Raw genomic sequence first — 24,342 nt, forward strand, 5'->3', positions numbered from 1 at the left:
CGGGCATTCCGCGATCCGGCATACCGTCGTCTGAGACCGGATTCACCGCGTCGCGGCGTCACGCCACCGCCATCGATGTCACGCAAAGGCGCGCGACAGGAGCCAGAGGACATGCAGACCAAGCTGGACGAAGCCAAGGCCGATCTGCTCACACGGGCCGCCCGGGTAGCTGAGAACAGCCCTGCCGGGGGGAAGACTCCGGTTCAGGGCCCGGGCCCGGAGATCCTGAGCGACTACCTCCAGCACTACTACCTGCACACGCCCCCCGAGGACCTCGCCGACCGGGATCCGGTCGACGTCTTCGGCGCGGCGCACTCCCACTACCGGCTCGCGGAGTCGCGGCCGCAGGGTACGGCGAACGTCCGGGTGCACACCCCGACCGTCGAGGAGCACGGCTGGACGTGCAGCCACTCCGTCGTCGAGGTGGTCACCGACGACATGCCGTTCCTGGTCGACTCGGTCACCAACGAGCTCACCCGGCAGGGACGCGGCATCCACGTCGTGATCCACCCGCAGGTGATCGTGCGCCGTGACATCACCGGCAAGCTGATCGAGCTGCTGGAGGTCTCCTTCGACCGCAAGCCCGGACGGGAGCTGCCGCACGACGCGGTGGTGGAGTCCTGGATCCACGTCGAGATCGACCGGGAGACCGACCGCGGCGATCTGAAGCAGATCACCTCCGATCTGCTGCGCGTCCTGTCCGACGTCCGCGAGGCGGTCGAGGACTGGGAGAAGATGCGCGAGTCCGCGCTCCGGCTCGCCGAGGGGCTCCCGGCGGAGCCCAAGGCCGACGAGGTCCGTGAGCAGGAGATCGAGGAGGCCCGTGAGCTGCTGCGCTGGCTCGCGGACGACCACTTCACCTTCATCGGCTACCGCGAGTACGAGCTGACGCAGGCGCCCGCCGAGAGCGGTGGCGAGGAGGATGTGCTGAGCGCGGTGCCCGGCACCGGCCTCGGCATCCTGCGCTCCGACCCCACCCACAAGGACGGCGGCGACAGCGCCCACGCCGGGCCCGCCCCGGTCTCCCCGTCGTTCAACCGGCTGCCCGCCGACGCCCGGGCCAAGGCCCGTGAGCACAAGCTGCTGGTGCTGACCAAGGCCAACAGCCGGGCCACCGTGCACCGCCCGTCCTACCTGGACTACGTCGGTGTGAAGAAGTTCGACGCCGCGGGCAATGTGATCGGCGAGCGCCGCTTCCTGGGCCTGTTCTCGTCCGCCGCGTACACCGAGTCGGTGCGCCGGGTCCCGGTGATCCGCCGCAAGGTCGACGAGGTGCTGGCGGGTGCGGGCTTCGCGCCCAACAGCCATGACGGCCGGGACCTGCTCCAGATCCTGGAGACCTACCCGCGCGACGAGCTGTTCCAGACCCCGGTCGACCAGCTCCGCTCCATCGTGACCAGCGTGCTCTACCTCCAGGAGCGCCGCCGGCTGCGGCTGTTCCTGCGCCAGGACGAGTACGGGCGCTACTACTCCGCGCTGGTCTACCTGCCGCGTGATCGTTTCACCACCGATGTCCGGCTGCGGCTGACCGACATCCTGCTGGAGGAGCTGACCGGCCGGCCGCCGGTCGACTTCACCGCGCTGCACACCGAATCGGTGCTCTCCCGGCTGCACTTCGTGGTCCGGGTGCAGCCCGGCAGCGAGCTGCCCAACCTCACCGACGCCGATGTGGAGCGGATCGAGAACCGGCTGATCGAGGCCGCCCGGTCATGGGCCGACGGCTTCTCCGAGGCCCTGGTCTCCGAGGTCGGCGAGGAGCGCGCGGCCGAGCTGCTCCGCCGCTACCAGCACGCCTTCCCCGAGGGCTACAAGGCCGACCACTCCCCGCGCGGTGCGGTGGCCGACCTCCAGCACCTGGAGCGGCTGACCGCCGAGGGCAGTACGCAGGACTTCGCGCTCAGCCTGTACGAGCCGGTGGGCGCCGCCCCCGCCGAGCGCCGTTTCAAGATCTACAGCACCGGCGGCCAGGTCTCGCTGTCCGCGGTGCTGCCGGTGCTCAACACCCTCGGCGTCGAGGTGGTCGACGAGCGCCCGTACGAGCTGCGCTGCGCGGACCGGACCACCGCCTGGATCTACGACTTCGGGCTGCGCCTGCCCCAGCTCCGGGACAACGGCGATCTGGCCGACGACGCCCGTGAGCGCTTCCAGAACGCGTTCGCCGCGGTGTGGACCGGCCAGGCCGAGAGCGACGACTTCAACCAGCTCGTGCTGGGCGCCGGTCTGGACTGGCGGCAGGCGATGGTGCTGCGCGCGTACGCCAAGTACCTGCGGCAGGCCGGATCCACCTTCAGCCAGTCGTACATGGAGGACACCCTCCGCAACAACGTCCACACCACCCGGCTGCTGGTGTCGCTGTTCGAGGCGCGGATGTCGCCCGAGCGGCAGCGGGCCGGGACCGAGCTGACCGACGCCCTGCTGGAGGAGCTGGACGCGGCGCTGGACCAGGTGGCCTCGCTCGACGAGGACCGCATCCTGCGCTCGTTCCTCACCCTCATCAAGGCCACCCTGCGCACCAACCACTTCCAGAAGAACGGACAGGGCAAGCCGCACGACTACCTGTCCATCAAGCTGGACCCGCAGGCGGTGCCGGATCTGCCCGCACCGCGCCCGGCGTACGAGATCTGGGTCTACTCCCCGCGGGTGGAGGGTGTGCACCTGCGCTTCGGCAAGGTCGCCCGTGGTGGTCTGCGCTGGTCCGACCGGCGTGAGGACTTCCGCACCGAGATCCTGGGCCTGGTCAAGGCGCAGATGGTCAAGAACACGGTCATCGTGCCGGTGGGCGCCAAGGGCGGCTTCGTCGGCAAGCGGCTGCCGGACCCCTCGGTGGACCGGGACGCCTGGCTGACCGAGGGCATCGAGTGCTACAAGACCTTCATCTCCGGTCTGCTGGACATCACCGACAACATGGTCGCCGGTGAGGTCGAGCCCCCGAAGGACGTCGTCCGCCACGACGGGGAGGACACCTACCTGGTCGTCGCCGCCGACAAGGGCACCGCGACCTTCTCCGACATCGCCAACGAGGTGGCCCAGGCGTACGGCTTCTGGCTGGGTGACGCCTTCGCCTCCGGCGGTTCGGCCGGTTACGACCACAAGGGCATGGGCATCACCGCCCGCGGTGCCTGGGAGTCGGTCAAGCGCCACTTCCGGGAGCTGGGCCACGACACCCAGACCGAGGACTTCACGGTCGTCGGCGTCGGTGACATGTCCGGTGACGTGTTCGGCAACGGCATGCTGCTCAGCGAGCACATCCGGCTGATCGCCGCCTTCGACCACCGGCATATCTTCCTGGACCCGGACCCGGACGCGGCCACCTCCTACGCCGAGCGTCGCCGGCTGTTCGAGCTGTCGCGCTCCTCCTGGGAGGACTACGACGCCGAGCTGCTCTCCGCGGGCGGCGGGATCCACCCGCGGTCGGCGAAGGCCATCCCGATCACCCCACAGGTGCGGGCCGCGCTGGGCATCGAGACCCGGGTCGCCAAGATGACCCCGGCCGATCTGATGAAGGCCATCCTCAAGGCCCCGGTCGACCTGCTGTGGAACGGCGGTATCGGCACCTACGTCAAGGCGTCCACCGAGAGCAACGCCGAGGTGGGCGACAAGGGCAATGACGCGATCCGGGTGGACGGCCAGGACCTGCGGGTCAAGGTCGTCGGCGAGGGCGGCAACCTGGGTCTGACCCAGCTCGGCCGGATCGAGTTCGCCTCCAACGGCGGCAAGATCAACACCGACGCCATCGACAACAGCGCCGGTGTGGACACCTCCGACCACGAGGTGAACATCAAGATCCTGCTCAACGCCCTGGTCACCGAGGGCGATCTGACGGTCAAGCAGCGCAACAAGATCCTTGCCGAGATGACCGACGAGGTCGGCGCGCTGGTGCTGCGCAACAACTACGCGCAGAACGTGGCCCTGGCCAACTCGGTCGCCCAGGCCCCCAGCCTGCTCCACGCCCACCAGCGGCTGATGCGCCGGCTGACCCGTGAGGGCCGTCTCGACCGGGCGCTGGAGTTCCTGCCCACCGACCGCCAGATCCGTGAGCGGCTGTCCGCCGGACGCGGGATGACCCAGCCCGAACTGGCCGTTCTGCTGGCCTACATCAAGATCACGGTGGCCGAGGAGCTGATCGCCACCGGGCTCCCGGACGACCCGTATCTCCAGCGGCTGCTGCACGCCTACTTCCCGCAGGCGCTGCGCCGGCAGTTCCCCGAGCACATCGACGGCCATGCGCTGCGCCGGGAGATCATCACCACGGTGCTGGTCAACGACACGGTCAACACCGCCGGTTCCACCTTCCTGCACCGGATGCGGGAGGAGACCGGGGCCTCCACCGAAGAGGTGGTGCGTGCCCAGACCGCGGCCCGCGCCATCTTCGAACTCGGGGAGATCTGGGACGAGGTCGAGTCGCTGGACACGGTGGTCGCCGCCGACACCCAGACCCAGATGCGGCTGCACTCGCGGCGGCTGGTCGAGCGCGGCACCCGCTGGCTGCTCAACAACCGTCCGCAGCCGCTGGAGCTGGCCGAGACCATCGAGTTCTTCGGTGACCGGGTGGCCGAGGTCCGCGCCCAGCTCCCCAAGCTGCTGCGCGGTGCCGACATCGAGTGGCACCAGCGGATCCTGGACGAGCTGACCGCCGCCGGGGTCCCGGAGGACCTGGCCACCCGGGTGGCCGGATTCTCCTCCGCGTTCCCGACGCTGGACATCGTGGCCATCGCGGACCGCACCGGCAAGGAGCCGCTGGCGGTCGCCGAGGTCTACTACGACCTGGCCGACCGGCTGCGGATCAGCCAGCTCATGGACCGGATCATCGAACTGCCGCGCGCGGACCGGTGGCAGTCCATGGCCCGGGTCTCCATCCGTGAGGACCTGTACGCGGCCCAGGCCGCCCTGACCTCCGATGTGCTGTCGGTGGGCAACGGCGGCTCCACGCCCGAGCAGCGGTTCAAGGCGTGGGAGCAGAAGAACGCGGCGATCCTCCAGCGGGCGCGCACCACCCTCGATGAGATCCAGTCCTCGGAGACCTTCGACCTGGCCAATCTCTCGGTCGCGATGCGCACCATGCGCACGCTGCTGCGCACCCACACCTGACCGGTGATCCCCTTCTGATCCGCGGCGGCGCTGTCCTCAGCGCCGCCGCAGCCGGTTGCGCAGCGCGGCCACCAGCCGCACCGGGGCGACCCGCAGCTCCAGGGTCGTCTGGCCATGGCCGGTGAGCGGTTTGGCGTAGTACGGGCGGCCCCGGCGCAGCCAGCGGGCGCCGGGCAGCCGCGGGGGCGGCGGCACCGGCGCGGCGCGCGGCGGGCCGTCACTTCGGGCCCCGCCGGGCCCGGTCATGGCCAGGGTCACCGTCCACCGGCCGCGGCTGAGGTCGCGCACCGACAGCCGGGCGGTGAACGCGCCCGCCGGGTGGCCCGCGGCGAACCGCACCGGATGGTCCAGGACCCGCCCGTCGGCGTGTTCGGCGCGCAGCCGCAGGCTCCGGCCACGGGCCGGGCTGCCGGGCGGCAGCAGCCGACCGGCGACCACCAGCGTGCCCTTCTCGGACGGGTGCCACACGGCCTCGGTCACCTCGCAGGGCGCACCCCTGGGGGCCGGGCCGATGTCGAGCGAGAGATTGCCGTACGGGGTGGTGAAGTAGGGGCTGACCCGGGCGCGCAGTCCGCGTCCGGCGGCCACCACCCGGCGGGCGGTGTTGATGTCCAGCCCGTCGTCGTGGCGGCTGCCGAACCGTACGGTGCGGCTGATGCCCTGGGCGCGGACGTCGAGGTAGAGGTCCCATACGCCGGGGCGCAGCGGTGCGCCGCCGTCCCCCGTGGCGATGTCGACATCGGCGGTGAACTCCCCGCCGTCGCCGGGGAGAACGGCGGTGCGCAGTTCGTCGGTGGCCTCGCGGCGGCGCAGCACCAGTTCGGTCCGGTCCTCGGGGCCGGGGGCCAGTCCCTCGATGGAGGCCGTGCCGCGCACCCGCAGGGTGCTGCGGCCGTGCCAGCCCGCCCCGGCCAGATGGTGGCTGACCGGCAGCCGGTCGGTGACGTCGAAGCAGGCGTCGGGGACATCGGCCGCGGGGTCGCGGAAGGCGGGGTGCAGCCAGTAGACACGGCCCTTGTCGACGAGGTGGCCGCGGTCGGCGTCGCGTTTGGCGTCGCGGACGACGGCCATCAGGTCCTCGAAGCGGTCGGCGCGCAGCAGATGGACCATCAGCCGCTCGGGGGCGGTGAGGGTGCGGAACAGCGCGTCGGAGCAGTGGTCCTGGGCCCAGCGGCGCAGTTCGGGGAAGAAGCGGGTCCGGGCCTCGATGGGGTCCTCGCGCGGCAGGGCGCGCAGCGCGCCGCACAGCTCCCACTGGATGTGGCGGCGCATGACGGTGTCGCGGCGGGGCCCGGGGCGGGTGTAGCGGGCGGCGGTCTCGAACAGCGCGCGCATGGCGTCGATGCGGTCGGTGAGACCGGCGGCGGTACGGGTGAGGTTCTGGCCGTTCTCGCGGTAGTCGATGTAGTAGCAGTCGTAGTCGGCGACCACGGAGATGCCCGAGGCGTTGAGGTAGGCGGCGGCGGTGAAGGGCTTGTCCTCGCCGTTGCGGCACAGCGGGAAGCGGAGCTGGTGCCGTTCGATCAGGGAGCGGCGGAACAGCTTCCAGGGGCCGAGGGTGGAGTAGGCGTGGGAGCTGTAGACATCGGTACGTAGCTGGTTGTGGCGGAAGACGGCGCGCGGCACACCGCGTCCGCTGGCGGAGACCATCTTGCCGAGCACCACGTCGGTGCCGTTCTGGTCGGCCATGGCGACCATACGGCGCAGCGCGTCCGGGCCGAGGCGGTCGTCGGCGTCGAGGAAGAAGACGAAGTCGCCGCGGGCGAGGTCGAGTCCGGTGTTGCGGGGGCCGCCCGCACCGCCGCTGTTGGGCTGGTGGACCACGCGCAGCGCGGGGCATTCGGCGGCGAGCCGGTCCAGCTCCGCGGCGGTGCCGTCGGTGGAGCCGTCGTCGACCGCGATGATCTCGATACGGCCGATCCCGAGGGTCTGGTCCCGCGCGGAGTCGATGGCGCGGGTGAGCTCGGGCATGGCGTTGTAGGCGGGGATGATCACGCTCACGCGGGGCGGGCCGGTGCGGGGTGTGCGCGGCATACGGGCTCCGGGGGTGCGGTGGGGGCTCAGGCGGCGTCGCCGGTGGCCGCGGGCGGGGGGTCCTGGCGGCGTACGTCGATGACATGGCCGGTGAGGGGGGACAGCAGGACGTCGATCGAGGTGCGGGCGACGGCCTCGGAGGAGAGGAGCGACTCGGCGGGTTCGTCGCCGAAGGCCCGGCGGCGCATGGGGGTCCGGGTGCGCTCGGGGTTGACGCAGTTGACGCGGATGCGGTCGGCGGCCCATTCGTCGGCCAGCGCCTGGGTCAGGTTGACGGTGGCCGCCTTGGCGGAGGAGTAGAGGCTGTAGCGGGCGCGGCCGCGGGTGTAGCTGCTGGAGGTGTAGAGCAGGAGCTGCCCCTGGGTCTCGGCGAGGTAGGGGTAGGCGCAGCGGGCGATGTGCACCGGGGCCAGATAGTTGACCAGGGTGGACAGTTCGATGGTGCGGGCGTCGGCGTGGGCGAGTTCGCCGACCCGCAGGATCCCGGCGGTGTTGACGACGTGGTCCACGCGCCCGGCGGTGGTGTGGGCGTGCCGCAGGGCCTCCTCGACCTCGGCGGCCACCTCCACATGGGTGCCGCTGCCGGAGCGGCTGAACGGGAAGACGGTGGCGCCGTAACCGCGGGCGAGGGCGGCCACATCGGCGCCGATGCCGTAGCTGGCGCCGAAGACGACCAGCACCTTGCCGGTGAGCAGCCGCCGGTAGGACGCCTCGTCGGGCTGGGCGGGGGCGGTCTGGGAGGCGAGCTGGAAGAGCTTGTCGGCGATGAAGATGTCGACGGGCTCGGTCACCTTCATGTTGTGCTCGTCGCCGGTGACCACGTGGATGGGGACGTCGGGCAGATAGCGCAGGACGACCGAGCAGTCGTCGGTGGCGTGGAACAGCGGGTCCTCGGCGGCCAGTTCGTAGGCGCGCCGCAGCACCGAGAGACGGAAGCACTGCGGGGTCTGGCCGCGGCGCAGCCGGGAGCGGTCGGGGACGTCGGTGATGAACTCGCCGTCGTCGCCGTGGGTGCGGGTGACCACGATGGTGTCGGCGGAGGGGATGGCCACGTCCACCGCGTCATAGCGGGTGAGGGCCTGGACGCAGTCGTCGATGATGCGGGCGGACAGCAGGGGGCGTACGGCGTCGTGGAACAGGACGCCGGGGTCCTCGCCGCCGGTCAGCCGGGCGTCCAGCGCAGCGATGGCCGCGCGGGTGGTCTCGTTGCGGGTGGCGCCGCCCGGGAGCACCGCGCGGACCTTGGTGAACCGGGCCTCGGCGACGATCTTCTCCACCTCGGACACGAAGTCCGGGGTCATCATCACCAGGACGTCGTCGACGGCCGTGGCGTCCTCGAAGATCTGGAGCGTGTGCTCGATGATCGGTCTTCCGGCGATCTTCAGTAGCTGTTTGGGCAGGGTGAGACCGACCCGCTGGCCGGTGCCGCCCGCGAGGACGACGGCGGTGGTGCGCGCTCTGCGCGGTCTGCCCATGGTCGCTCCTGACTCCTGGGGGATCCCGGGGGATTCCTGGTGGGGTGTCGGCTGCTCCGGTGGGTGAGGGTGCGACGGCTGTCCGGGGGGCCCGGCTCCGGTCGCGGGGGTCAGGGTGGGGGACGGGGATGAGGGGCGGATGTGGCCCGGGCCGCTAGCGGGTGACGGACCAGCGTCCGGTGCCGGGCAGCCGGGCCAGCCGCAGCCCCAGCCGCCCGGACCGGTCGCCGCGTTCCAGGTGCAGGGCGCAGGGGCCGTCCAGCTCGCGTTCGGGGACGCGGAAGGTCAGCGCGGGGAGGCCGGGGCCGTCGGGCGGGGCGATCCCGCCGTCCAGCCACAGCGGATCGGCGCCGTCCCGCTCCAGCCGCACGGTGACCGGTACGCGGGTGTCCAGCGGGGCGATGGTCAGCGGGACGGTGACGGCCAGGTCGTCGCCCTCGGGGGTGACGGTGACCCGGGAGACGTCCCGCACCGCGCGGCCCAGCGGATCGAGCGAACCGTCCACGGACAGGCTCAGATTGCCGTGGTCCTTGGTCCAGTAGGGGTTGGCGAAGGAGGGGGCGCGGCCGGTGAAGGCGGGCATCCGCTCCTGGTCCACCCCGCCGGCGCGCAGCGCGCCCAGCCGCCGGGCGGTGGTCCAGCCGCAGCAGTCCAGCCGGACGTAGGCGTCCCAGACGCCGCTGAGCGGCCGGCCCGGGTCCGCGGTGGCCGGGTCGATGGTGAACTCGGCGTCGAAGCAGACCCCGTAGAGCTGTTCACCGCCGGGCGCGGAGTCCGCCGCGGCGCGCTCCCCGGTGCCGCGCCGCAGCAGCCGCGCCAGCAGTGAGGGCCGGGGCCGGTCCTCGTCCGCGGCGGGGAAGTCGGTGGCCCGCTGGGTGGTGGGCAGCAGCAGCTCGGTGGCCTCGTCACGGTGCTTGAGCTGGCCGGTGACGGTGGCCCGGCGCATCTCGGCGGTGAAGTCGGCGGCCTCGGCGACCCCGGGGAGTCCGGCGATCGACGACGGGAGCTGCCAGCGGTAGCGGTCGCCCGCCCGGGAGAAGAGCACCGGGGTGGTACGGCCGCGGGGGCCGGTGTGCACCAGCCGGGTGCTGATCCGGACGACGAGGCTGCCGCCGCGCCACTGGAGCCCCTCCAGCCGGGGTTCATGGGTGGTGCCCGCCTCCAGGGCCGCGTAGGTCTCCAGCGGACCGCGCTCACCGTGGCGGACCAGCGCGGAGACCACCCGCTGTTTGGCGGGGAGCTTGGCATCCACCTCGGGCGGCACGCAGTCGGTGACGAGCGAGCGCACGGCCGTGAACAGCTCCTCGCGGTAACCGGACGGCTGGGAGAGGTACTTCCTGCCCTGCACCTGGGCCAGCACCTTGCCCGCGTACCAGTGGGAGATCAGCTTGTCGCGCAGCGGACCGGGTTCGACGTGGTCGCGCACCATCCGGATGATCTTCCGGACGCTGCCGAGGTACTCCTCGGGTTCGATCCGGCCGAAGCTGATGTGGTGGCCGTCCTCGCGCCGCATCCAGTGGTAGCAGGTGTAGTCGTGGACGGTGGCGACCTTCTCCGCCAGGAGGTAGGCGCGCAGCATGAACAGGTGGTCCTCCAGCCGTACCCGGCCCTCGGGGAACCGGATGCCGTGCGCGGTGAGGAAGTCCCGCCGGAACAGCTTGTGCACGGTCATGCTGGACAGCAGCACGGTGTCCCGGCGCAGGTTCCCCGCCGCCATCGGCTTGGTGTAGAGCACCCGGGCGACGGTGCGGCCGTGTCCGGCGGTCCGCCCGCAGACGATGTCGGCGCCGGTCTCCACGGCCCGTGCGTACAGCCGCTCCAGGGCCTCGGGGGCCAGCCGGTCGTCGTCGTCCACGAAGTGGATGTACGCGCCCCGGGCGGTGTCCATGCCGATGTTGCGGGGGCGGCCGGGCCAGCCGGAGTTCTCGGTGCGCAGCAGGTGGAAGTTCTCCTCGGCCGCGATCTCGGAGGCGATCAGGTCGGGGGTGTCGTCGGTGGAGCCGTCGTCCACCCAGATGACCTCGAAGTCCCGGCGGGGGAGGGTCTGTTCACGGAAGGAGGTCAACCCGTCCATGACCGTCTTGCCCGTGTTGTGCACCGGGACGATCACGCTGACCTTGATGCTCATCGAGTTCTCCCTCGCGGATGGTCTGGAGTTCCCGCAGCCGGATGACCTCCTCGCCCCGTGCGGCGGCACGCGCCACCGCCTCGCCGAAGCGCTGGACGGAGGGCGGGGAGGCGGGGCCGAGCAGGAATTCCCTCAACTCGTGGCGGGCGGTGCGCAGCTCGTCCAGGCCGGGGTCGAACAGCAGCCGCAGCAGGTGGTCCGTACCGGAGCCGTCCGGACCGAGCAGATACGCGGCGCGGGCCGCGGTGAACTGCCGCCGGAACTCCGTCCCGCCGAGCCGCGCGGTGTCGGTGAGGGCGTACGGCTTGAGGCTGGCGATGAAGTCGGAGACCACGCTGGAGATGTCACCGATCAGCAGGTCGGCCTGGTCGAAGCACTGGTAGAGGGTGGGTGCGGGGCCCTCGGCCACCTGGTGGAGCCAGGGCGGCGCGGCGGCCCGGTGGGCGCGGTACCACCGCGCCCGCAGCTCCCCGGCCTCCGCCAGGGCGGCCGGGTCGGGTTCGGCGCTGTCGCGGGTGAGCATCGCCTCGTCGGCGTCGGCCCGGTGCAGCCGGGCCTCCAGGGCGGCGATCCGGCGGGTCAGCTCGGCCAGTTCACGGGCGGCCTCCGCGCGTGCGGCGATGATGTCCTCCGGCTCCCGGGCCGGCGGTCCTGCCGCCCGCCGTTCATTGGCGGCGCCGATCAGGGCGACGATGCGTTCATGGGCCGCGCGGGCCGCGGGGGAGCGGCTGCCGGTGAACGGATGCGGCTTGTAGATGACGCGGACCGGGCGTTCGCTGTCCAGCAGTTGGCGTACCAGGTGTTCACCGGCCGCGATGAGCGAGGTGTTCCCCGGTTCGTCGGTCCAGCCCTCCCAGGTGGGCGCGTACAGCACGGTGGGGACGGGCGCGGGCGCGCGGTCGCCGTCGGCCACCCGGACGCCGTCGAGCTGGGGGCGGCCGACCTCGGTGATATCGGCGTCCCGGACTCCGACGGCGGCCTCGGCGTACCGCCGCCGCCCCGCCTCGCCCGCCACCCACACCTGGTCGTAGACCTTGCTGTAGGGGTTGACGCTGGCGATCTTGTCGCTGTCGCCGTGGCCGAGGAAGACATGCTGCATGGTGGGGACGCGCAGCAGGTGGATGTTCTTGCCGACGTTGGCCGGGTAGAGCGCGACCCGCACGCTGCTGAGGTCCAGGTTCATCAGGTGCACCGCGCTGGGGACGCAGAGCACCGGCAGCGGGGTCGGCGCCAGTGCCTCCACCAGATGCCGTTCGCGCAGCAGGACCAGGGACGGGGCGGGCAGCGCGGCCAGGGTCTCCAGCCACATATTGACCTGGTACGCGGATTCCGGGGAGCCGGAGAAGTACAGGACCGTCTCCGGCCGGTGGCGGATCAGCCAGGCGTCGACCTCGGCGAGCACCTGCGCGGCACCGGGCATCCGGATGGCCCGGACGAGGTACGGGACGAGCGCGAGCACCGTCACCAGACAGCCGCCGGCGGCCAGGGCCAGTCCGGCCACCACCCAGCGGGCGTCATCGGTGACCAGGGAGACCGTCAGTCCCGCCAGGGTGACCAGCTCGTAGGTGAGCATCCGCTGGCCGGGCCATTCGGTGAGCCGCCGGGGCGGCCGGTCGCCGATGCCCAGCCGGCGCAGATCGATCCCGCGGGTGACGACGGCGAGTCTGCGGCGGCGCCGGATGAGGGTGCGCATGGCGGCGTGCAGGGCCTGTCCGCCCACCAGGCACAGCACCAGCGTCATGGCCGCGGCCAGCCCGACCGGGCCGGTCAGATGCAGTCGGCCGAGCAGCAGGAGCAGCAGCACACAGCGCAGTTCGAAGCGGAGGGTCTCCCCGATGTGCAGCCGCCCCAGACGGGTCATCAGCCCGGGTTCGGTGCGGTGCAGCAGCAGGTCGCAGCCGCAGCCCAGCAACCCGGCCGCGGCGAAGGGCCCTCCGGCGCCGGTGACGGCGGCCACCGCCATCGTCACCAGACACCCGGCCAGCGTGGCGAAGGCCACGAGGCCGCGGGGACTCTCGATACCGAGGCGGTTCATGACGCGGGCCCTTCACGGCGGATTAATCGTACTAGTTGGGAACTGTAGGTGAAGGTACCTATTTGCGCCTTTTGTCATAGTTCGGCGGAGCGCTGTCCGGGCAGCGCGGAGCGGGCCCCATGGGCCTGCTCCCGCCTCCGGCGTCACCCGGACGGCTCAACGCCGCCACGGCCGGGCGGAGCTGGGCCGACGGGGTGCGCCGGTCATCGTGTGCCGGTCACCGGAGGGTCGGTCATCGTGTGCCGGTCACCGGAGGCCGGTCACCGGGTGGAGGTCGGCACCTCCCCGCCGCGGCGGCGGCCCGGCACCGTGAACCCGGACCGGCCCGGCACCGCACCCGGACCCAGCGCCCGCCGGGCGACGGCCGCCGCGCCCGCCAGCAGCGCGGAGCGCGGGGCGCGGGGACGGTAGGGAGCGTTCCAGCCGTAGGGGAACGACGCCTTGTCCGGGGTGAGCAGATTGGTGGTCTCGTCACAGGCCAGGATCGCGATCAGCCACTGCCGCACCGCCCGGTGGAAGTCCGGGGCCAAGGGGCGCGGGGCCAGCAGCCAGTCACGGCACTGGGCGCTGACCGCGGGCCGGTAGGTCGTCTCGTCGTAGCGGTGCCAGGGGGCGTCCGGGGTGATCGGGTACAGCCCGTAGTCCATCGCGGTCAGCGGCGCCAGCGCCGTGCGCAGCGCGTCGTGGTCGGCGCTCGGCAGCAGCTCGCAGACGATCCACGGCCGGTGGCGGCGGACCGTGGACAGCGACCCCTCCAGTACCGCCGCCTCGAAGGTCTCCACATCGACCTTGATCAGATGCGGGCTGAGCCCGCGCTCCTCGGTGAACGCGTCGACCGTGGTGACCGGCACCGGCACCGACTCGCTGTGCTTGCGGTGCGCCGGGTTGAGCGAGTTGGACGACTCCGACTTCTGCGAGAAGTACAGCTCGGCCGTGCCCGGCTCCCGGGAGAGCGCGGTCTGCTGCACCTCGAACCCCAGCCGGTTGCACTCCCGGATCCGGCGGCACAGCGCCGCGGTCTGGGGGGTCGGCTCGAAGGCGACGGTCCGCGGCCCGTCCTTTCCGTAGACCGCGCTGATCAGGGCCGAGTACAGCCCGATATGGGCACCGATGTCGTACACCGCGCCACCCGGGGGCGTCCGCTGGGCCAGCGCCAGCAAGGTGGCCTGGGTGGTGGGCTCGTAACCCGCCAGACCGGCACGCCGCAACTGGCGCTGCACCGCCGTCTGTTTGCGGCTGAGCACATTGAGCGCCCGGGGGTAGGGGCCGCTGGTCCGGAGGACCTCAGGATTCAGCGGGAGAGTGATGGCGAGGGGCATGACCGGCGGGTCTCCTGTCGGGACGGGGCCCGCTCCAGCGGGCTGGGAACGGGGAAGTAGGCGTCGAGGAAGGGACCGAGGACGGCGAGCTGGTCCGCGAGGTCGTGCTCGGAGGAGACCGTGTCGTTCAGGCAGAACGCCTGGCAGTGGCGTGACCGCAGCAGTCTGGCCAGCCGGGAGCGGATGGCGGGCTGGGCGAGGTCGAAGTAGTCGTAGCGCAGCGAGGAGGGCACCGCCCGGCCGGTCAGGAACGCGTAGTAGTGGTGGAGCGAGGACGGTACGGAGACGTCCGAGGGCGAACGGACCCGGTTGGCCATGGTGGCCCGGACCTCCTCGGGGAACTCCCGCTCGATCTCGGTGAGCACACTGCGCCGCACCGCGTGCGGGGTGTGCTTCATCTTCTGGGTGACGGTCGCGCCGAACCGGCTCTCCAGCAGCGCCCGGTTGTTCTTCCCCGCCGCCGACACCGGGACGTCGTCGGCGTCCAGCGGCGCCAGCGGGATCAGCGCCCGGGAGGGGAAGAACTTGGACACCCCGTTGGCCAGGAAGAAGTCCTGCGGGGTGACCGGGGAGCCGAGGAAGACATCGTCGTTGAAGTAGAGGAAGTGCTCGGCCAGCCCGTCGATGTGGTGCAGCCGGGTCTCGATGGCATGGGAGTTGAAGGTCGGCAGCGCGCCGGAGTCGTCGAAGATGTCCTGGTGGTCCACGACGGTGAGGCCCGGGTGGGAGAGCGCGAGCCAGTCCGGGACCTGGTGGTCGGTCACGATGTAGATATGGCGCACCCAGGGGGCGTAGAGGTAGAGCGAGCGCAGTGAGTAGCGCAGCTCGTCGCGGTTGGCGTAGCGGGCGGCGTTGGCGGCCTGTGCGTGGTAGCCCTCGCCCGCCGCGGCGGCACGGCGCCGCTGCCACAGCGGGTCCGCGCCGTCGACCCAGGTGTAGACGACGTCGACGGGGAAGCGCACCTCGTCCGGCAGCCGGGTCAGGAACTCCGGCCGGGTGCGCACCAGCGGGCCCGGCCGCCAGCCGTCGGCCGGGGCGAGCCGGGTGAACAGATGGCCGGGTGCCCGTACCGGTGCGCCGACCAGGGGCACCGACGCGGTGGTGCGGTTGAACCGCGGGGCGAGGAGCTGCGGTGCGCCGCCCTCGCCCGACGGCTCCCAGAACTCGATGTCACAGCCGTGCGCGGGACCCAGCACCAGCCGTTCACCGGCCCGTCCGTCCCCGGCGTGATAGCGGGTGAACCGGATGACGGGGGCGTCCTTCAGCCGTCGCCAGGCGGTGGCGGAGGCGCCCAGCCGCGGCGGGGTGGCCGGGTGCCGGGGGCGCGCGGGCTGGGACACATAGCCCGCCTCGCGGGCACAGAGCGCGGCGAGCGCCGCGACCACCCGGTCCCGCTGATCGGCCCGTACGCCCACCGCCGAGGCCAGGTTGGAGTGGCAGCGGACGACGAAGTGGTCCAGCGCGGCGCGGTCCAGGGCCTCGCACACCAGCCGCAGGTTCTCGGCGCGGGCGGACAGCGGGGTGGGCGCGGGCGCCACGGTCGCCACCCGGGTGCCCCGCCGGTCGGCGATCACGATCCGTTCGGGGGCGCCCAACAGCCCCGCGCGCAGCAGCCGTCGGCGCGCCCGCCGCAGCCGCAGCGCGCCGGAGACCGCCGACGCGCCGCCAAGACCCCGCATGGCCGCGCGGCGCAGTCCGGCACCGGTCACGGCGATGACCGCGCGACGGACCGGCATGGGGACCGTGCGCCGGTAGCCGCGCACCAGCGGCGGCGGTTCGGCGAGCCAGGGGCGGGGACGGGCGGGCGGTGCGGTGAGGGGCATCGTGCGTCCTGGGTCGGGCTGGGTCGGGCGGCCTGGGGCGGGTCTCTAGTGGGGGCGGCTCCGGTGGGGGCGGCTCCAGTGGCGTTGCGCGGCGGCCGCGGCGGACGCCCCCGCCGGGGAGGCATCGGCCGGGGCCGGGCCGGTGACCACCGCGTCGCCGCGCCGGGCGGCCGGCGCGGGGCGCCGCTCGGCCAGCGGCACCACGGGCGGCAGGAGTTCGGCGCGCTGGCCCAGGAAGACCCGGCGCACCACGCGTTCGGCCGCCCGGCCGTCGTCGTACGGGCAGAACCGGGCCCGGAAGGAGGCGCGCAGCGCGGTGGCCCGGGTGCCGTACCAGGCGTCCGTGGCGAACAGGGCGATCAGCTCGCTCTCGGAGCGGGAGACCGGGCCGGGCGGATGGGCGGTGATGTCGAAGTAGGTGCCGCGGGTGGCGCGGTAGGCGTCCCAGTCGTCGGCGTGGATGACGATCGGGCGGTCGAGGTTGGCGTAGTCGAACATGATCGACGAGTAGTCGGTGATCAGCGCGTCGGCGGCCAGGCACAGTTCCTCGACGCTTGAGTGCGCCGAGACGTCGATGACCCGGCCGGTGCCGCGCGGCCGGGGCCCGTGCCCGTAGAAGTAGTGCGGCCGGACCAGGAAGGTGAAGCCGGGGCCCAGCGTCCGGGCCACCCGCTCCAGGTCCAGCCGGGGTACGAAGCCGCGCTGGTAGTCGCGGTGGGTGGGCGCGTACAGCACCGCGGTGCTGTCCGCCGGGATGCCAAGACGCTCCCGCAGCCGGGCCACGTCCCCGGCGCCGGCCCGCTGGAAGACGTCATTGCGCGGGGAGCCGTAGGCGAGCGTGGTGTAGCCGGAAGGGTAGACCCGCTCCCAGGTCAGGGTGGTGTGGCGGTTGGCGGAGAGGCTGTAGTCCCAGCGGTCCACCCGCTCCAGCAGCTCGCCGAAGTCCATCCCGCGCGCGGCGGCCGGACGGTCCAGCAGATCGAGACCCATGTGCTTGAGCGGAGTGCCGTGATGGGTCTGGAGGTGCACCTGACCGGGCCGCTTGCGCATCCGGGGCGTGAAGTTGACGTTGTTGACCAGGAAACGGGCGCGGGCCAGCGCCGTCCAGTACGCGGGTGAGCCGGGCTGGATCCGGCGCACCCCGGGCGGCAGGGTGTGCGCGTACTCGGCGGTGGTGATCCAGGCGGTGCGCATCCCCGGTGCCAGTTGGCGCACCGTGGTCTCGATCGCCGCCGGGTTGCAGGCGTAGCCGCGGTGCCAGTACGCGGCGAACACCGCGAGCCCGGGGTCGACGGGACGGCAGAGCTGGACGCGGTAGTGCAGCCACAGCGCGGCGGTGCGCAGCCGCGCGTACACCACCGGGGCCACGGTCATCGCGCCCCGTCGCACCCGGTCGGCGCCGCGCAGGAACTGGAACACCCGCCGCGCTCCCAGCCGCAGCAGCAGACAGCGCCACCAGGCGCGGCCGGGCGGGGTGGTGGCGTCGGCGGGCCGGTAGCGGCGGTGGTGGGCACCCGCCCGCCGGAAGAACTCGGCGCGCGCCCCGGCCGGGAGCCGCCCCGGCGCGGTGAAGACCGCCGCGAAGTGTTCCACCATCCGCTGGAACAGCGCCGGGCGCCAGTGGGCCAGCTCCGGCCGTCCGTCCAGGAACCGGAACACCCGCTCGTACTGGTCGAACACATCCAGGTGGCGGCGGCTGGTGGTACGCAGGATCCCGCCCCGCCGCCGCTGCCGGTAGCGCACGCACACCCGGTCCAGCACCGCGACGGACTCCGCGGACAGCAGGACCGGGAAGGTCCAGGGGGTGTCCTCGTAGAAGCCGGAGGGGAAGGCGAACCCCTCGGCGCGGATGAAGTCCCGGCGGTACGCCTTGTTCCACGCCACCATCAGCAGCCCCAGCAGTTCGGGCCGCTGGTCCAGGGTGAACACCTCCGGCCCGCTCTGGCGCAGCAGCTCGGCCCGGACGTTCCGGGTGGCCCGCCCCGTCCAGTCCACCCGCGTGTAGTCATAGACCAGCACCTGCGGGTCCCCGGTACGCTCCAGCCGCTCGGCGATCGCGCGCAGTGCCCCGGGGGCCAGGGTGTCATCGCCGTCGAGGAAGACCAGGTAGTCGCCGGTGGCCCGGCGGATCCCGGCGTTACGGGCACGGCCGAGCCCGGTGTTCTCCCCGAGGTGCACCGGCCGGACCCGGGGATCGCGCGCCGCGGCCTCGTCGATGATGGCGCCGCACGCGTCGGGGGAGTGGTCGTCGACCGCGATCAGCTCGAGGTCCGCGAAATCCTGGTCCAGCACGGAGCGCAGACAGTCGTGGAGATATGCCTGCACCTCGTATGCGGGCACGATGACGCTGAACCGGGGCACGGGGCATCCCATCGGTCGACGCGGTGCGAACGGTTTCTCACACCATCATCTGAACGTCGCCCGCGGGGCGGGGCAGCGTGGCGGGGGCGCCCCCAAAGTGACCCCGTTCGGCCCAACGCACCAGCGCCGGACGGGCGGATACCCCACGCCCGTCCAGCGCTTCTAGCCCTTCCGGCCCCGCCCGTCGGCCACACCTCGGTGAACCGTCCACGCCCGGGTGGCTCCCACCATGTCCTGGAGCCAGGCGGCATCGGGGAACCGGCTGGCTCGTGACCGGTACATGCGGTAGGTGGCGGTGGCGAACGCGTCGATCGCGACAGGGTCCGCGTTCTCCCATGCCCGGCAGCGCGCGGCCCATGACTCGGCGCTCGGGGCGGAGTGCCCGGCCGCGATGAGCTGTACGACGAGGGAGGCCACGTCGATGAACGCGGCTCCCCTCGTCGGCCACGCCCAGTCCACGGCCCATGTGCCGTGCCGCCCGACCACGAAGTTGCTCGGGTTGATATCCGTGTGAAGCAGCCCATCACCCTGGAACAGATCCGCCTCCGTCTCATCACGGGCGAACCGGTCCCAGCGGGTCTCAGGCCAGTCCCGCGCGACCTCGGGAAGGTCGAGCGAGCTGATCCGGTTCAGGGTGTCCACCACGGCGGGCAGGTCCGGTGAGCCGGGCTCGAAGGCTGCCCGCCTCCCTTCCACCACCTCGAATCCCAGGGCAATCCATTCCTCGTCCTCCGCGCGCCACAGCAGAGCCGGGGAGACCTGCCGCACCGCCGGGTTGATCAGCGCTTCCCGGACCAGGGAGTCCCGACGCCCTCCCGGCCGGTTACGCATCACCTTGACGAAGAACGGCCCCCGCTCGCAGCGGATCAGGGCTGTGAGGTCGGAACTGAATCCGCGCGAGGCATGCTCCACATCGGTCAGGTGCCCGGTGTAGGGGTGGAGGAGGCTCCAGAGCTCTTGTGGGGGACGGCTGTTGTTCATCGCGTCCTTCGCTCAGTTGCGCGGTGTGCACTCACTGCCCGGGAATCCCGGCGAGCACTCGTCGGGGACGTCGTCCGGGTCGCAGGGGTCGGATCCTGCCGCCGCGCGGATGGCTACGTTGGCTTCCGTCATGGCGTCGCCGCCGAGGATAGCGGCCAGGGGCATGTCCTGGACGTTGCCGACGCCCATCCAGCCGGCGGAGAACACACACGGGGAGACACCGCCGTCCGGGCCGATGGAGGCCCTGCCGGAACCGCACCTCCCGCACAGTCCCGACACGTCCGGAGCGGCGCCTTCCGATCCCCGTCCGAAGGGTCGGACGTGATCCACGCTGATGCGCTTCACCCCGAGCGCCTCCAGCTCCCGCCGCGCCTCGTCGACCCGCTGTGTGTCGGTGGTCGCGACGATTCCGGCACGCACCGGGATGCCGAGCCGCACGGCCTTTCTGATGTTTGCCAGGGTCCGGGCGTGACTGGGGCGGCCGGTCACCGCGTTGTGCTCCTTCGCCCGGTCCGAGTAGTACGACGTGGCCAGCGAGACGCCCGTACGTCGCAGGATCCGCCACCAGTCGGGGGAGAGGTGGACGAGATTGCTGTAGAGCTCGACGCTCAGACCGAGTTTCAGCGCGCGCTCCACCAGGAAGACACCGTCCGGGTGAAGCGTCGGCTCACCCCCAATGAGGGTCACACGACGGACCCCTGCTTCGGCGGCCTGATCGATGACGCTGATCCAGTCCTGGCGCGTCATGGTGCCGTGCGTCCCCTCGGGTCCTGAGGAGTTGAAGCATGGACCACAGCGGAGCTGACACTTACGAGTGAGGTCGAGCCATAGGAGCTCGGTGGGCCGCTGCTGAACTTCCGGCTTCCTGGCGACCGCAGTCACGGCCGTTCCTGAAGTTGTGCCGCTACCTGCCACAGTCATCTCCGCTCTCTCGGAAACGCTTTAAGCCATGCTGATGAGGCTAGGAAGGCAGTGGATGAGGCTGCATAAATGTGCCGGAACTTGCCCGACAATCACCCGACAATGCCCGAGCTTGCTCGCCGCTGCGCACTGGAGCGAGGAACTTGCCAAAACTTGCCGGGGAGCACACGGGTGATCTGCGCGGGACCCCGGCGGAGGGCAATTGGGTGACGGCGGGTGCGAGTTCGGCGACGTCCCGGCGGGACATCTGAACGTCGGCAGCGTGGCGGGCGCCCCCGGAAATGCCTTCGTTCGCCCAACGCCATCGTTGGCGCGGTGGCCGAACGATGGTCTGACGGCGTGGTCGGCATGGCCTGCACGGCCGAGGTGGCCCGTCGCTCATGGGCCGCACGCCCTCGGCTGCCGTCAGGCTTCGATAGGAAGCCACGTGTGGCCGGCGCGAAGCCACAGAAGACCGTCACGACCCTGGCCGCAGTGCATGACCACCCGCCCGGGCACTCGAATCCTGCGCCGCTCGGTCACCTTCCAGGTATCACCATCCAGCTCGGCTCGCACCACTTCGGTTGACCGCTGGTTGTGAACGCGTTGGGTCAGGACGGCTCGACGGCCGTGCACGGCGAATCCGTCCGGATCACGTACGGGGCTGGGCCAACTGGTCACCTCACCGGTGGACGGGGTGATCCGCGTCAAGAACGTGCCTCCCCGCCGGCCGCCGGAGTACCAGATCAGCCAGACCCGGTCCCCCTCGGTGGCGGCGGTGCATCCCTCCAAAGGCACGTCAGGAAGGCGACCTCCCGGGGCCCAGATCGCCCGACCTTCGGCACTCCAACCGGCGAGACCGGCTGCAGACTCCGGATGCCCTCCGTAGATGCCTTCGTCCCCGTAAGCCGTCCAGATCGATCCTTCGCGATCGGTCACCAGAGCCGGGATGTCGTCGCCGATGCAGAAGGCGGCCTCCTGGCCACCACTTTCCAGAGAAAACACCGCGGCGTTCGGGCTCCACGTCCTCGCGTCCTCCTTGCGCGCCCGACCGCTTGCTATGAGCAGTCGGGACTCCGGGAGAAGAGCGATGTGGCTCGGCCAGACCGGCACGTCCTTGACCGGTCGACGGTGAAGTGACCCGTCGGCCTGGCGCATCAGGAGCACCCCGTCGAAGGGGACCTGCGGGCCCCATCCGACCCAACCCTTGATGTAAGGGATTTGGCGCAGGTACTGCCGGTGGACCAGCAGAACAGCCAGCTCCCCCGTCGGGCCGGCGGTCCACCACAGCGGGCGTTGTCCCCCCTGGAGTTCTGAGCCAGACGGCTTCCAGACTTTCTGCACGTCGACCGTCGACACCGCATCCCCCTGTTCTCGGTGGCAGCACCCGAACGTATGCGCTGATGAGGGGAGTCTATTGATGCGAGAACCAGGCACCGCCCCAGTGGCGCCTGGCGCGGTGCCGGTGCCACATACGAGGAACGGGGGCGGGAAGCGGCGTCAGTGCCGGAAGCGAGCCGTCTCACCGTCGATGCGGATCAAGACTCCGTGATCGGCCCCCCGCCCGCATCAGGCACGAGAACCAGCCCCTGGGCGTGGATTGCTTCCTCATCATCCCGACGCCAGGCGTCGCCGAAACGTGCCGGAGGCGCGTGCTCCGCTCAGCAGGCCGTGGGCAGGGCCTCGCCGGAGGCTGTGGTGGTGGGCGCGTTGGATGTGGCTCGGCAGTCGCGGCAACGGCCGCCGTGCGCGGAGCGGAAGGCACGGTCGCAGCCGTCGCACGTCCGCAGGGGGAGAGCGGGTGGCGCACCGCGCGGGGCGACCGGGGCGGCGGCGGGTACGGGGAGCGGAGGCTCGCTGAGGCGGTAGGCGAGGATGCGGGCCGGGCGGGTCAGGAGGCGGTCGGGGAGTCCTGCGGTGAGCGCACGGGTAATCTGCGCGGGCCCCACCCCGGCGGAGAGCCATTGGGTGACGGCGGGTGCGAGTTCGGCGACGTCCCGGCGGGACAGGACCAGCCGGGGGTCGGCGACGCGCAGTGAGGCCAGGATGGCGACGGCCCGTTCGTCGGCCCCGGCGGGTGCGGGAACCGGGTCGGGCCTACGCGGTGCCGTACACGCGGCGGGTGCCTCCCGCGCCGTGCGGGGGCGCGGTGGGGCAGGTGCGCGCCCGCCCGGTACGTCGTAGAAGTAGGTCCGGGTACGGATGACGCCCCCGGGGCCGCGCTCTCGCCGTCGCTCCAGATAGCCGGCGGATTCCAACTCCCGTAAGGCGCGGGAGATCAGGATCTCGCCCTCGGTGAAGTGCTCGCACAGTGCGGCGATGCTCACGGGCGTACCGTCGGGCAGCGAGGCGATGTACGCCGCGACGCCGATCGTGACCGCGCTTCCACGCCGCTGGGCGAGGGCGTTGGCAATCACGGTGAAGTCGGCGGTGAGGCGGGTACGGACGTGGATCACGCCGGAGGTCGGAGCTCCGACGTCGGCGCGCGCGGGCGCGTTAGACTGCGGGTCAGCCATCGGGAAGGTGTCTCTTCCTGATCGGTCAGGCCCTCGATCGGGATGCCAGTCCCGGCCGGGGGCCGTCGTCTGTTTGCGGTTGTTGCGGTGAACGTAACGACCGGTGTGCGCGGCCCGCAAGCCGGTCACTCGTACGGGTGACCAGTAGGCAAGGTGGGTGGGCGGGTAGTTCTCTATCCCGGTTCTTTGGGGGAGTTCGTGGCCCGCCGGGCCCCCGCGTACGAGGGTCCGGTGGACTCGGAGCTGCGACGTCGACCGGTCCTCGGCCGGCTCAGGGACGGTGGTCGGTCTTCAACTATCCCCAAGCAGGTCCGGGTACGTCAGGCGAGGGCCTCACGGGCGTGGCGGGCGAGATCCGCAGCCCCGGGGACTCTGCGACGCTGGTAGACCGCCAGGGTGGGACGGATCGAGGTAATTGCCTTATGGGCGCGGTCGGACGTCATCCCGTCCATGAGGCTGAGTGCTTGGGTCCATGAGGCCACCGCCTCGTCGGCACGGGCTTGGTCGGCAAGGCTGTCGCCCAAGTCGGCGTAGGTGAGCACGTGCACGCGCTTGAACTTGATCGGGTCCCAGCGGGTGAGAGCATCGCGATGCTGCTGTTCCGTACCGACGAAGTCCTTCATCTCGGTCAGTGCCTTTGCCGTGTGGCTGGCGACGGTGCCCGCGGCTGGACCACTCAAGAGGGAAAAACTGGGCTGTGGCCCGTCCTCTCGGAGGAGTGCGTCCTCCGCAGCGAGAAGAGCACGGCTGGCCGAAGCGTTCTCGCCGACAGCCGCGCAGGCGCGGGCATGCGTGATGTGGAGCAGTGCCTCGGTCTGTCCGTCGACATGGCCGACTCCACGGGCAAGAGCCCCTTCGACAAGGTCGACGCAGTGGTGAGGCTGCTTGAGCTTCAGGGCTTGGTGAGCCAGAGAGCGCATCATCCAGGCGGCATGGCCGTGCGGATCAGCCTCGCAGGCGAGCTGGTAGCCCACGTGGTAGTAGCTCTGGGCAGCACCCTCGTGACCCAGGTCGTGGTGTTTCCATCCGGCCAGGTAGGCGAGTTCGGCCACGGCACCGAAGGCTGCTCGGCGTAAGGGTTCCGAAGAGAAGCGTCCACGGAGCATCGGAGCCGCCGTGTCGGCGAGGTACGCCGTGACGGTAGTTAGGCCGTGGCCGCCACCGAGGCGTTCGTCCGCGGAGCTGAAGGCCGCAGTGATCTGTCGTACAACATCGATGTCCTCCGCTCCGACAAGAGAACGGCCGGTGCGGGCACGGAGGACTCGGGCAGTGGCCTCGTGGTCGTGCAGGAGCGGCATGGCGACGCCGGCTGTGGTGAATGCCGCAACGGCGAGGAAGCGACGTCGTTCGACATCCGCGCGGCCAAGGCCCGTGACCGTCTCGACCGGGTCGCCATACGTGGCAGGCTCCACATCAGGTGATTGCAGACCGATCTCGGTCTGAGTGACGACGCGCCCCAATCGACGGGAGAGGGCTTCCGCGAGGTACTGGCCTGCCCGACCGGACGGCGTGCGCGTGCCGTTCGCCCAGTGAGAGACGGCCGACTTGTTGGTCTGGAGAAGTTCGCCGTTCTCTGCCGCGATCCGGCGTACGTCCTTGGCCAGCGCCTCGTAGGTGCACCCAACGGCGTGGATGGTTTCGGACAGGCGTGAGTTGGGCTTCTTCGACGCTGGCACGTTCCT

13 protein-coding genes are annotated in these 24,342 nt (G+C 71.5%); 1 reads left to right on the forward strand and 12 read right to left on the reverse strand.

From position 1 onward, the window contains the following. Positions 1 to 111 precede the first annotated feature (111 nt). Positions 112 to 5,088 (forward strand): NAD-glutamate dehydrogenase, encoded by a 4,977-nt coding sequence (locus NMK44_RS28135; protein WP_254748190.1) that lies wholly within the window; start codon positions 112 to 114, stop codon positions 5,086 to 5,088. A gap of 36 nt (positions 5,089 to 5,124) precedes the next feature. On the opposite strand, the gene NMK44_RS28140 is transcribed toward NMK44_RS28135, so the two are convergent. From NMK44_RS28140 to NMK44_RS28195, 12 genes are all read right to left on the reverse strand, one after another. Then, positions 5,125 to 7,122 (reverse strand): glycosyltransferase family 2 protein, encoded by a 1,998-nt coding sequence (locus NMK44_RS28140; protein ID WP_302888733.1) that lies wholly within the window; start codon positions 7,120 to 7,122, stop codon positions 5,125 to 5,127. 26 nt (positions 7,123 to 7,148) lie between these two features. Next, the gene (locus NMK44_RS28145; RefSeq protein ID WP_254748192.1) at positions 7,149 to 8,597 is read right to left on the reverse strand and encodes a bifunctional cytidylyltransferase/SDR family oxidoreductase; all 1,449 of its coding nucleotides are present in this window, start codon (positions 8,595 to 8,597) and stop codon (positions 7,149 to 7,151) included. Between the two features lie 154 nt (positions 8,598 to 8,751). Then, positions 8,752 to 10,725: a glycosyltransferase family 2 protein gene (locus NMK44_RS28150; RefSeq protein WP_254748194.1), complete on the reverse strand. Its 1,974-nt coding sequence runs from the start codon at positions 10,723 to 10,725 to the stop codon at positions 8,752 to 8,754. After that, positions 10,646 to 12,760 (reverse strand): hypothetical protein, encoded by a 2,115-nt coding sequence (locus NMK44_RS28155; RefSeq protein ID WP_254748196.1) that lies wholly within the window; start codon positions 12,758 to 12,760, stop codon positions 10,646 to 10,648. Before NMK44_RS28155 ends, NMK44_RS28150 begins: the two co-directional genes overlap by 80 nt. A 260-nt stretch (positions 12,761 to 13,020) precedes the next feature. After that, entirely contained in the window at positions 13,021 to 14,079 is a 1,059-nt protein-coding gene (locus NMK44_RS28160) for an FkbM family methyltransferase (RefSeq protein ID WP_254748198.1), read from the reverse strand. Further along, positions 14,052 to 15,902, reverse strand: a complete 1,851-nt coding sequence (locus NMK44_RS28165) for a stealth family protein (protein WP_254748200.1) — start codon at positions 15,900 to 15,902, stop codon at positions 14,052 to 14,054. The genes NMK44_RS28160 and NMK44_RS28165 overlap by 28 nt, the downstream gene beginning before the upstream one ends. A 45-nt stretch (positions 15,903 to 15,947) precedes the next feature. After that, on the reverse strand, positions 15,948 to 18,263 hold the full coding sequence (locus NMK44_RS28170) for a bifunctional glycosyltransferase/CDP-glycerol:glycerophosphate glycerophosphotransferase (protein WP_254748202.1): 2,316 nt from the start codon (positions 18,261 to 18,263) through the stop codon (positions 15,948 to 15,950). Positions 18,264 to 18,425: 162 nt separating this feature from the next. Continuing rightward, the gene (locus tag NMK44_RS28175) at positions 18,426 to 19,244 is read right to left on the reverse strand and encodes a phosphotransferase (protein WP_254748204.1); all 819 of its coding nucleotides are present in this window, start codon (positions 19,242 to 19,244) and stop codon (positions 18,426 to 18,428) included. Positions 19,245 to 19,256: 12 nt separating this feature from the next. Next, entirely contained in the window at positions 19,257 to 20,165 is a 909-nt protein-coding gene (locus NMK44_RS28180) for a radical SAM/SPASM domain-containing protein (RefSeq protein WP_254748206.1), read from the reverse strand. A gap of 405 nt (positions 20,166 to 20,570) precedes the next feature. Beyond that, the gene (locus tag NMK44_RS28185) at positions 20,571 to 21,503 is read right to left on the reverse strand and encodes a hypothetical protein (protein WP_254748208.1); all 933 of its coding nucleotides are present in this window, start codon (positions 21,501 to 21,503) and stop codon (positions 20,571 to 20,573) included. Positions 21,504 to 21,805: 302 nt separating this feature from the next. After that, on the reverse strand, positions 21,806 to 22,660 hold the full coding sequence (locus tag NMK44_RS28190) for a hypothetical protein (RefSeq protein WP_254748210.1): 855 nt from the start codon (positions 22,658 to 22,660) through the stop codon (positions 21,806 to 21,808). 320 nt (positions 22,661 to 22,980) lie between these two features. Beyond that, entirely contained in the window at positions 22,981 to 24,336 is a 1,356-nt protein-coding gene (locus NMK44_RS28195; RefSeq protein ID WP_254748212.1) for an NsdA family TPR-like regulatory protein, read from the reverse strand. Between the last annotated feature and the right edge of the window lie 6 nt (positions 24,337 to 24,342).

This window comes from Streptomyces cucumeris, from assembly GCF_024295805.1.
GTDB lineage: Bacteria > Actinomycetota > Actinomycetes > Streptomycetales > Streptomycetaceae > Streptomyces > Streptomyces cucumeris.

What these genes read in the sequence shown, in the direction of transcription:
- NMK44_RS28135 (WP_254748190.1), top strand. Translation starts at nt 112, where the DNA reads ATGCAGACCAAGCTGGACGAAGCCAAGGCCGATCTGCTCACACGGGCC.
- NMK44_RS28140 (WP_302888733.1), bottom strand. Translation starts at nt 7,122, where the DNA reads ATGCCGCGCACACCCCGCACCGGCCCGCCCCGCGTGAGCGTGATCATC.
- NMK44_RS28145 (WP_254748192.1), bottom strand. Translation starts at nt 8,597, where the DNA reads ATGGGCAGACCGCGCAGAGCGCGCACCACCGCCGTCGTCCTCGCGGGC.
- NMK44_RS28150 (WP_254748194.1), bottom strand. Translation starts at nt 10,725, where the DNA reads ATGAGCATCAAGGTCAGCGTGATCGTCCCGGTGCACAACACGGGCAAG.
- NMK44_RS28155 (WP_254748196.1), bottom strand. Translation starts at nt 12,760, where the DNA reads ATGAACCGCCTCGGTATCGAGAGTCCCCGCGGCCTCGTGGCCTTCGCC.
- NMK44_RS28160 (WP_254748198.1), bottom strand. Translation starts at nt 14,079, where the DNA reads ATGCCCCTCGCCATCACTCTCCCGCTGAATCCTGAGGTCCTCCGGACC.
- NMK44_RS28165 (WP_254748200.1), bottom strand. Translation starts at nt 15,902, where the DNA reads ATGCCCCTCACCGCACCGCCCGCCCGTCCCCGCCCCTGGCTCGCCGAA.
- NMK44_RS28175 (WP_254748204.1), bottom strand. Translation starts at nt 19,244, where the DNA reads ATGAACAACAGCCGTCCCCCACAAGAGCTCTGGAGCCTCCTCCACCCC.
- NMK44_RS28180 (WP_254748206.1), bottom strand. Translation starts at nt 20,165, where the DNA reads ATGACTGTGGCAGGTAGCGGCACAACTTCAGGAACGGCCGTGACTGCG.
- NMK44_RS28190 (WP_254748210.1), bottom strand. Translation starts at nt 22,660, where the DNA reads ATGGCTGACCCGCAGTCTAACGCGCCCGCGCGCGCCGACGTCGGAGCT.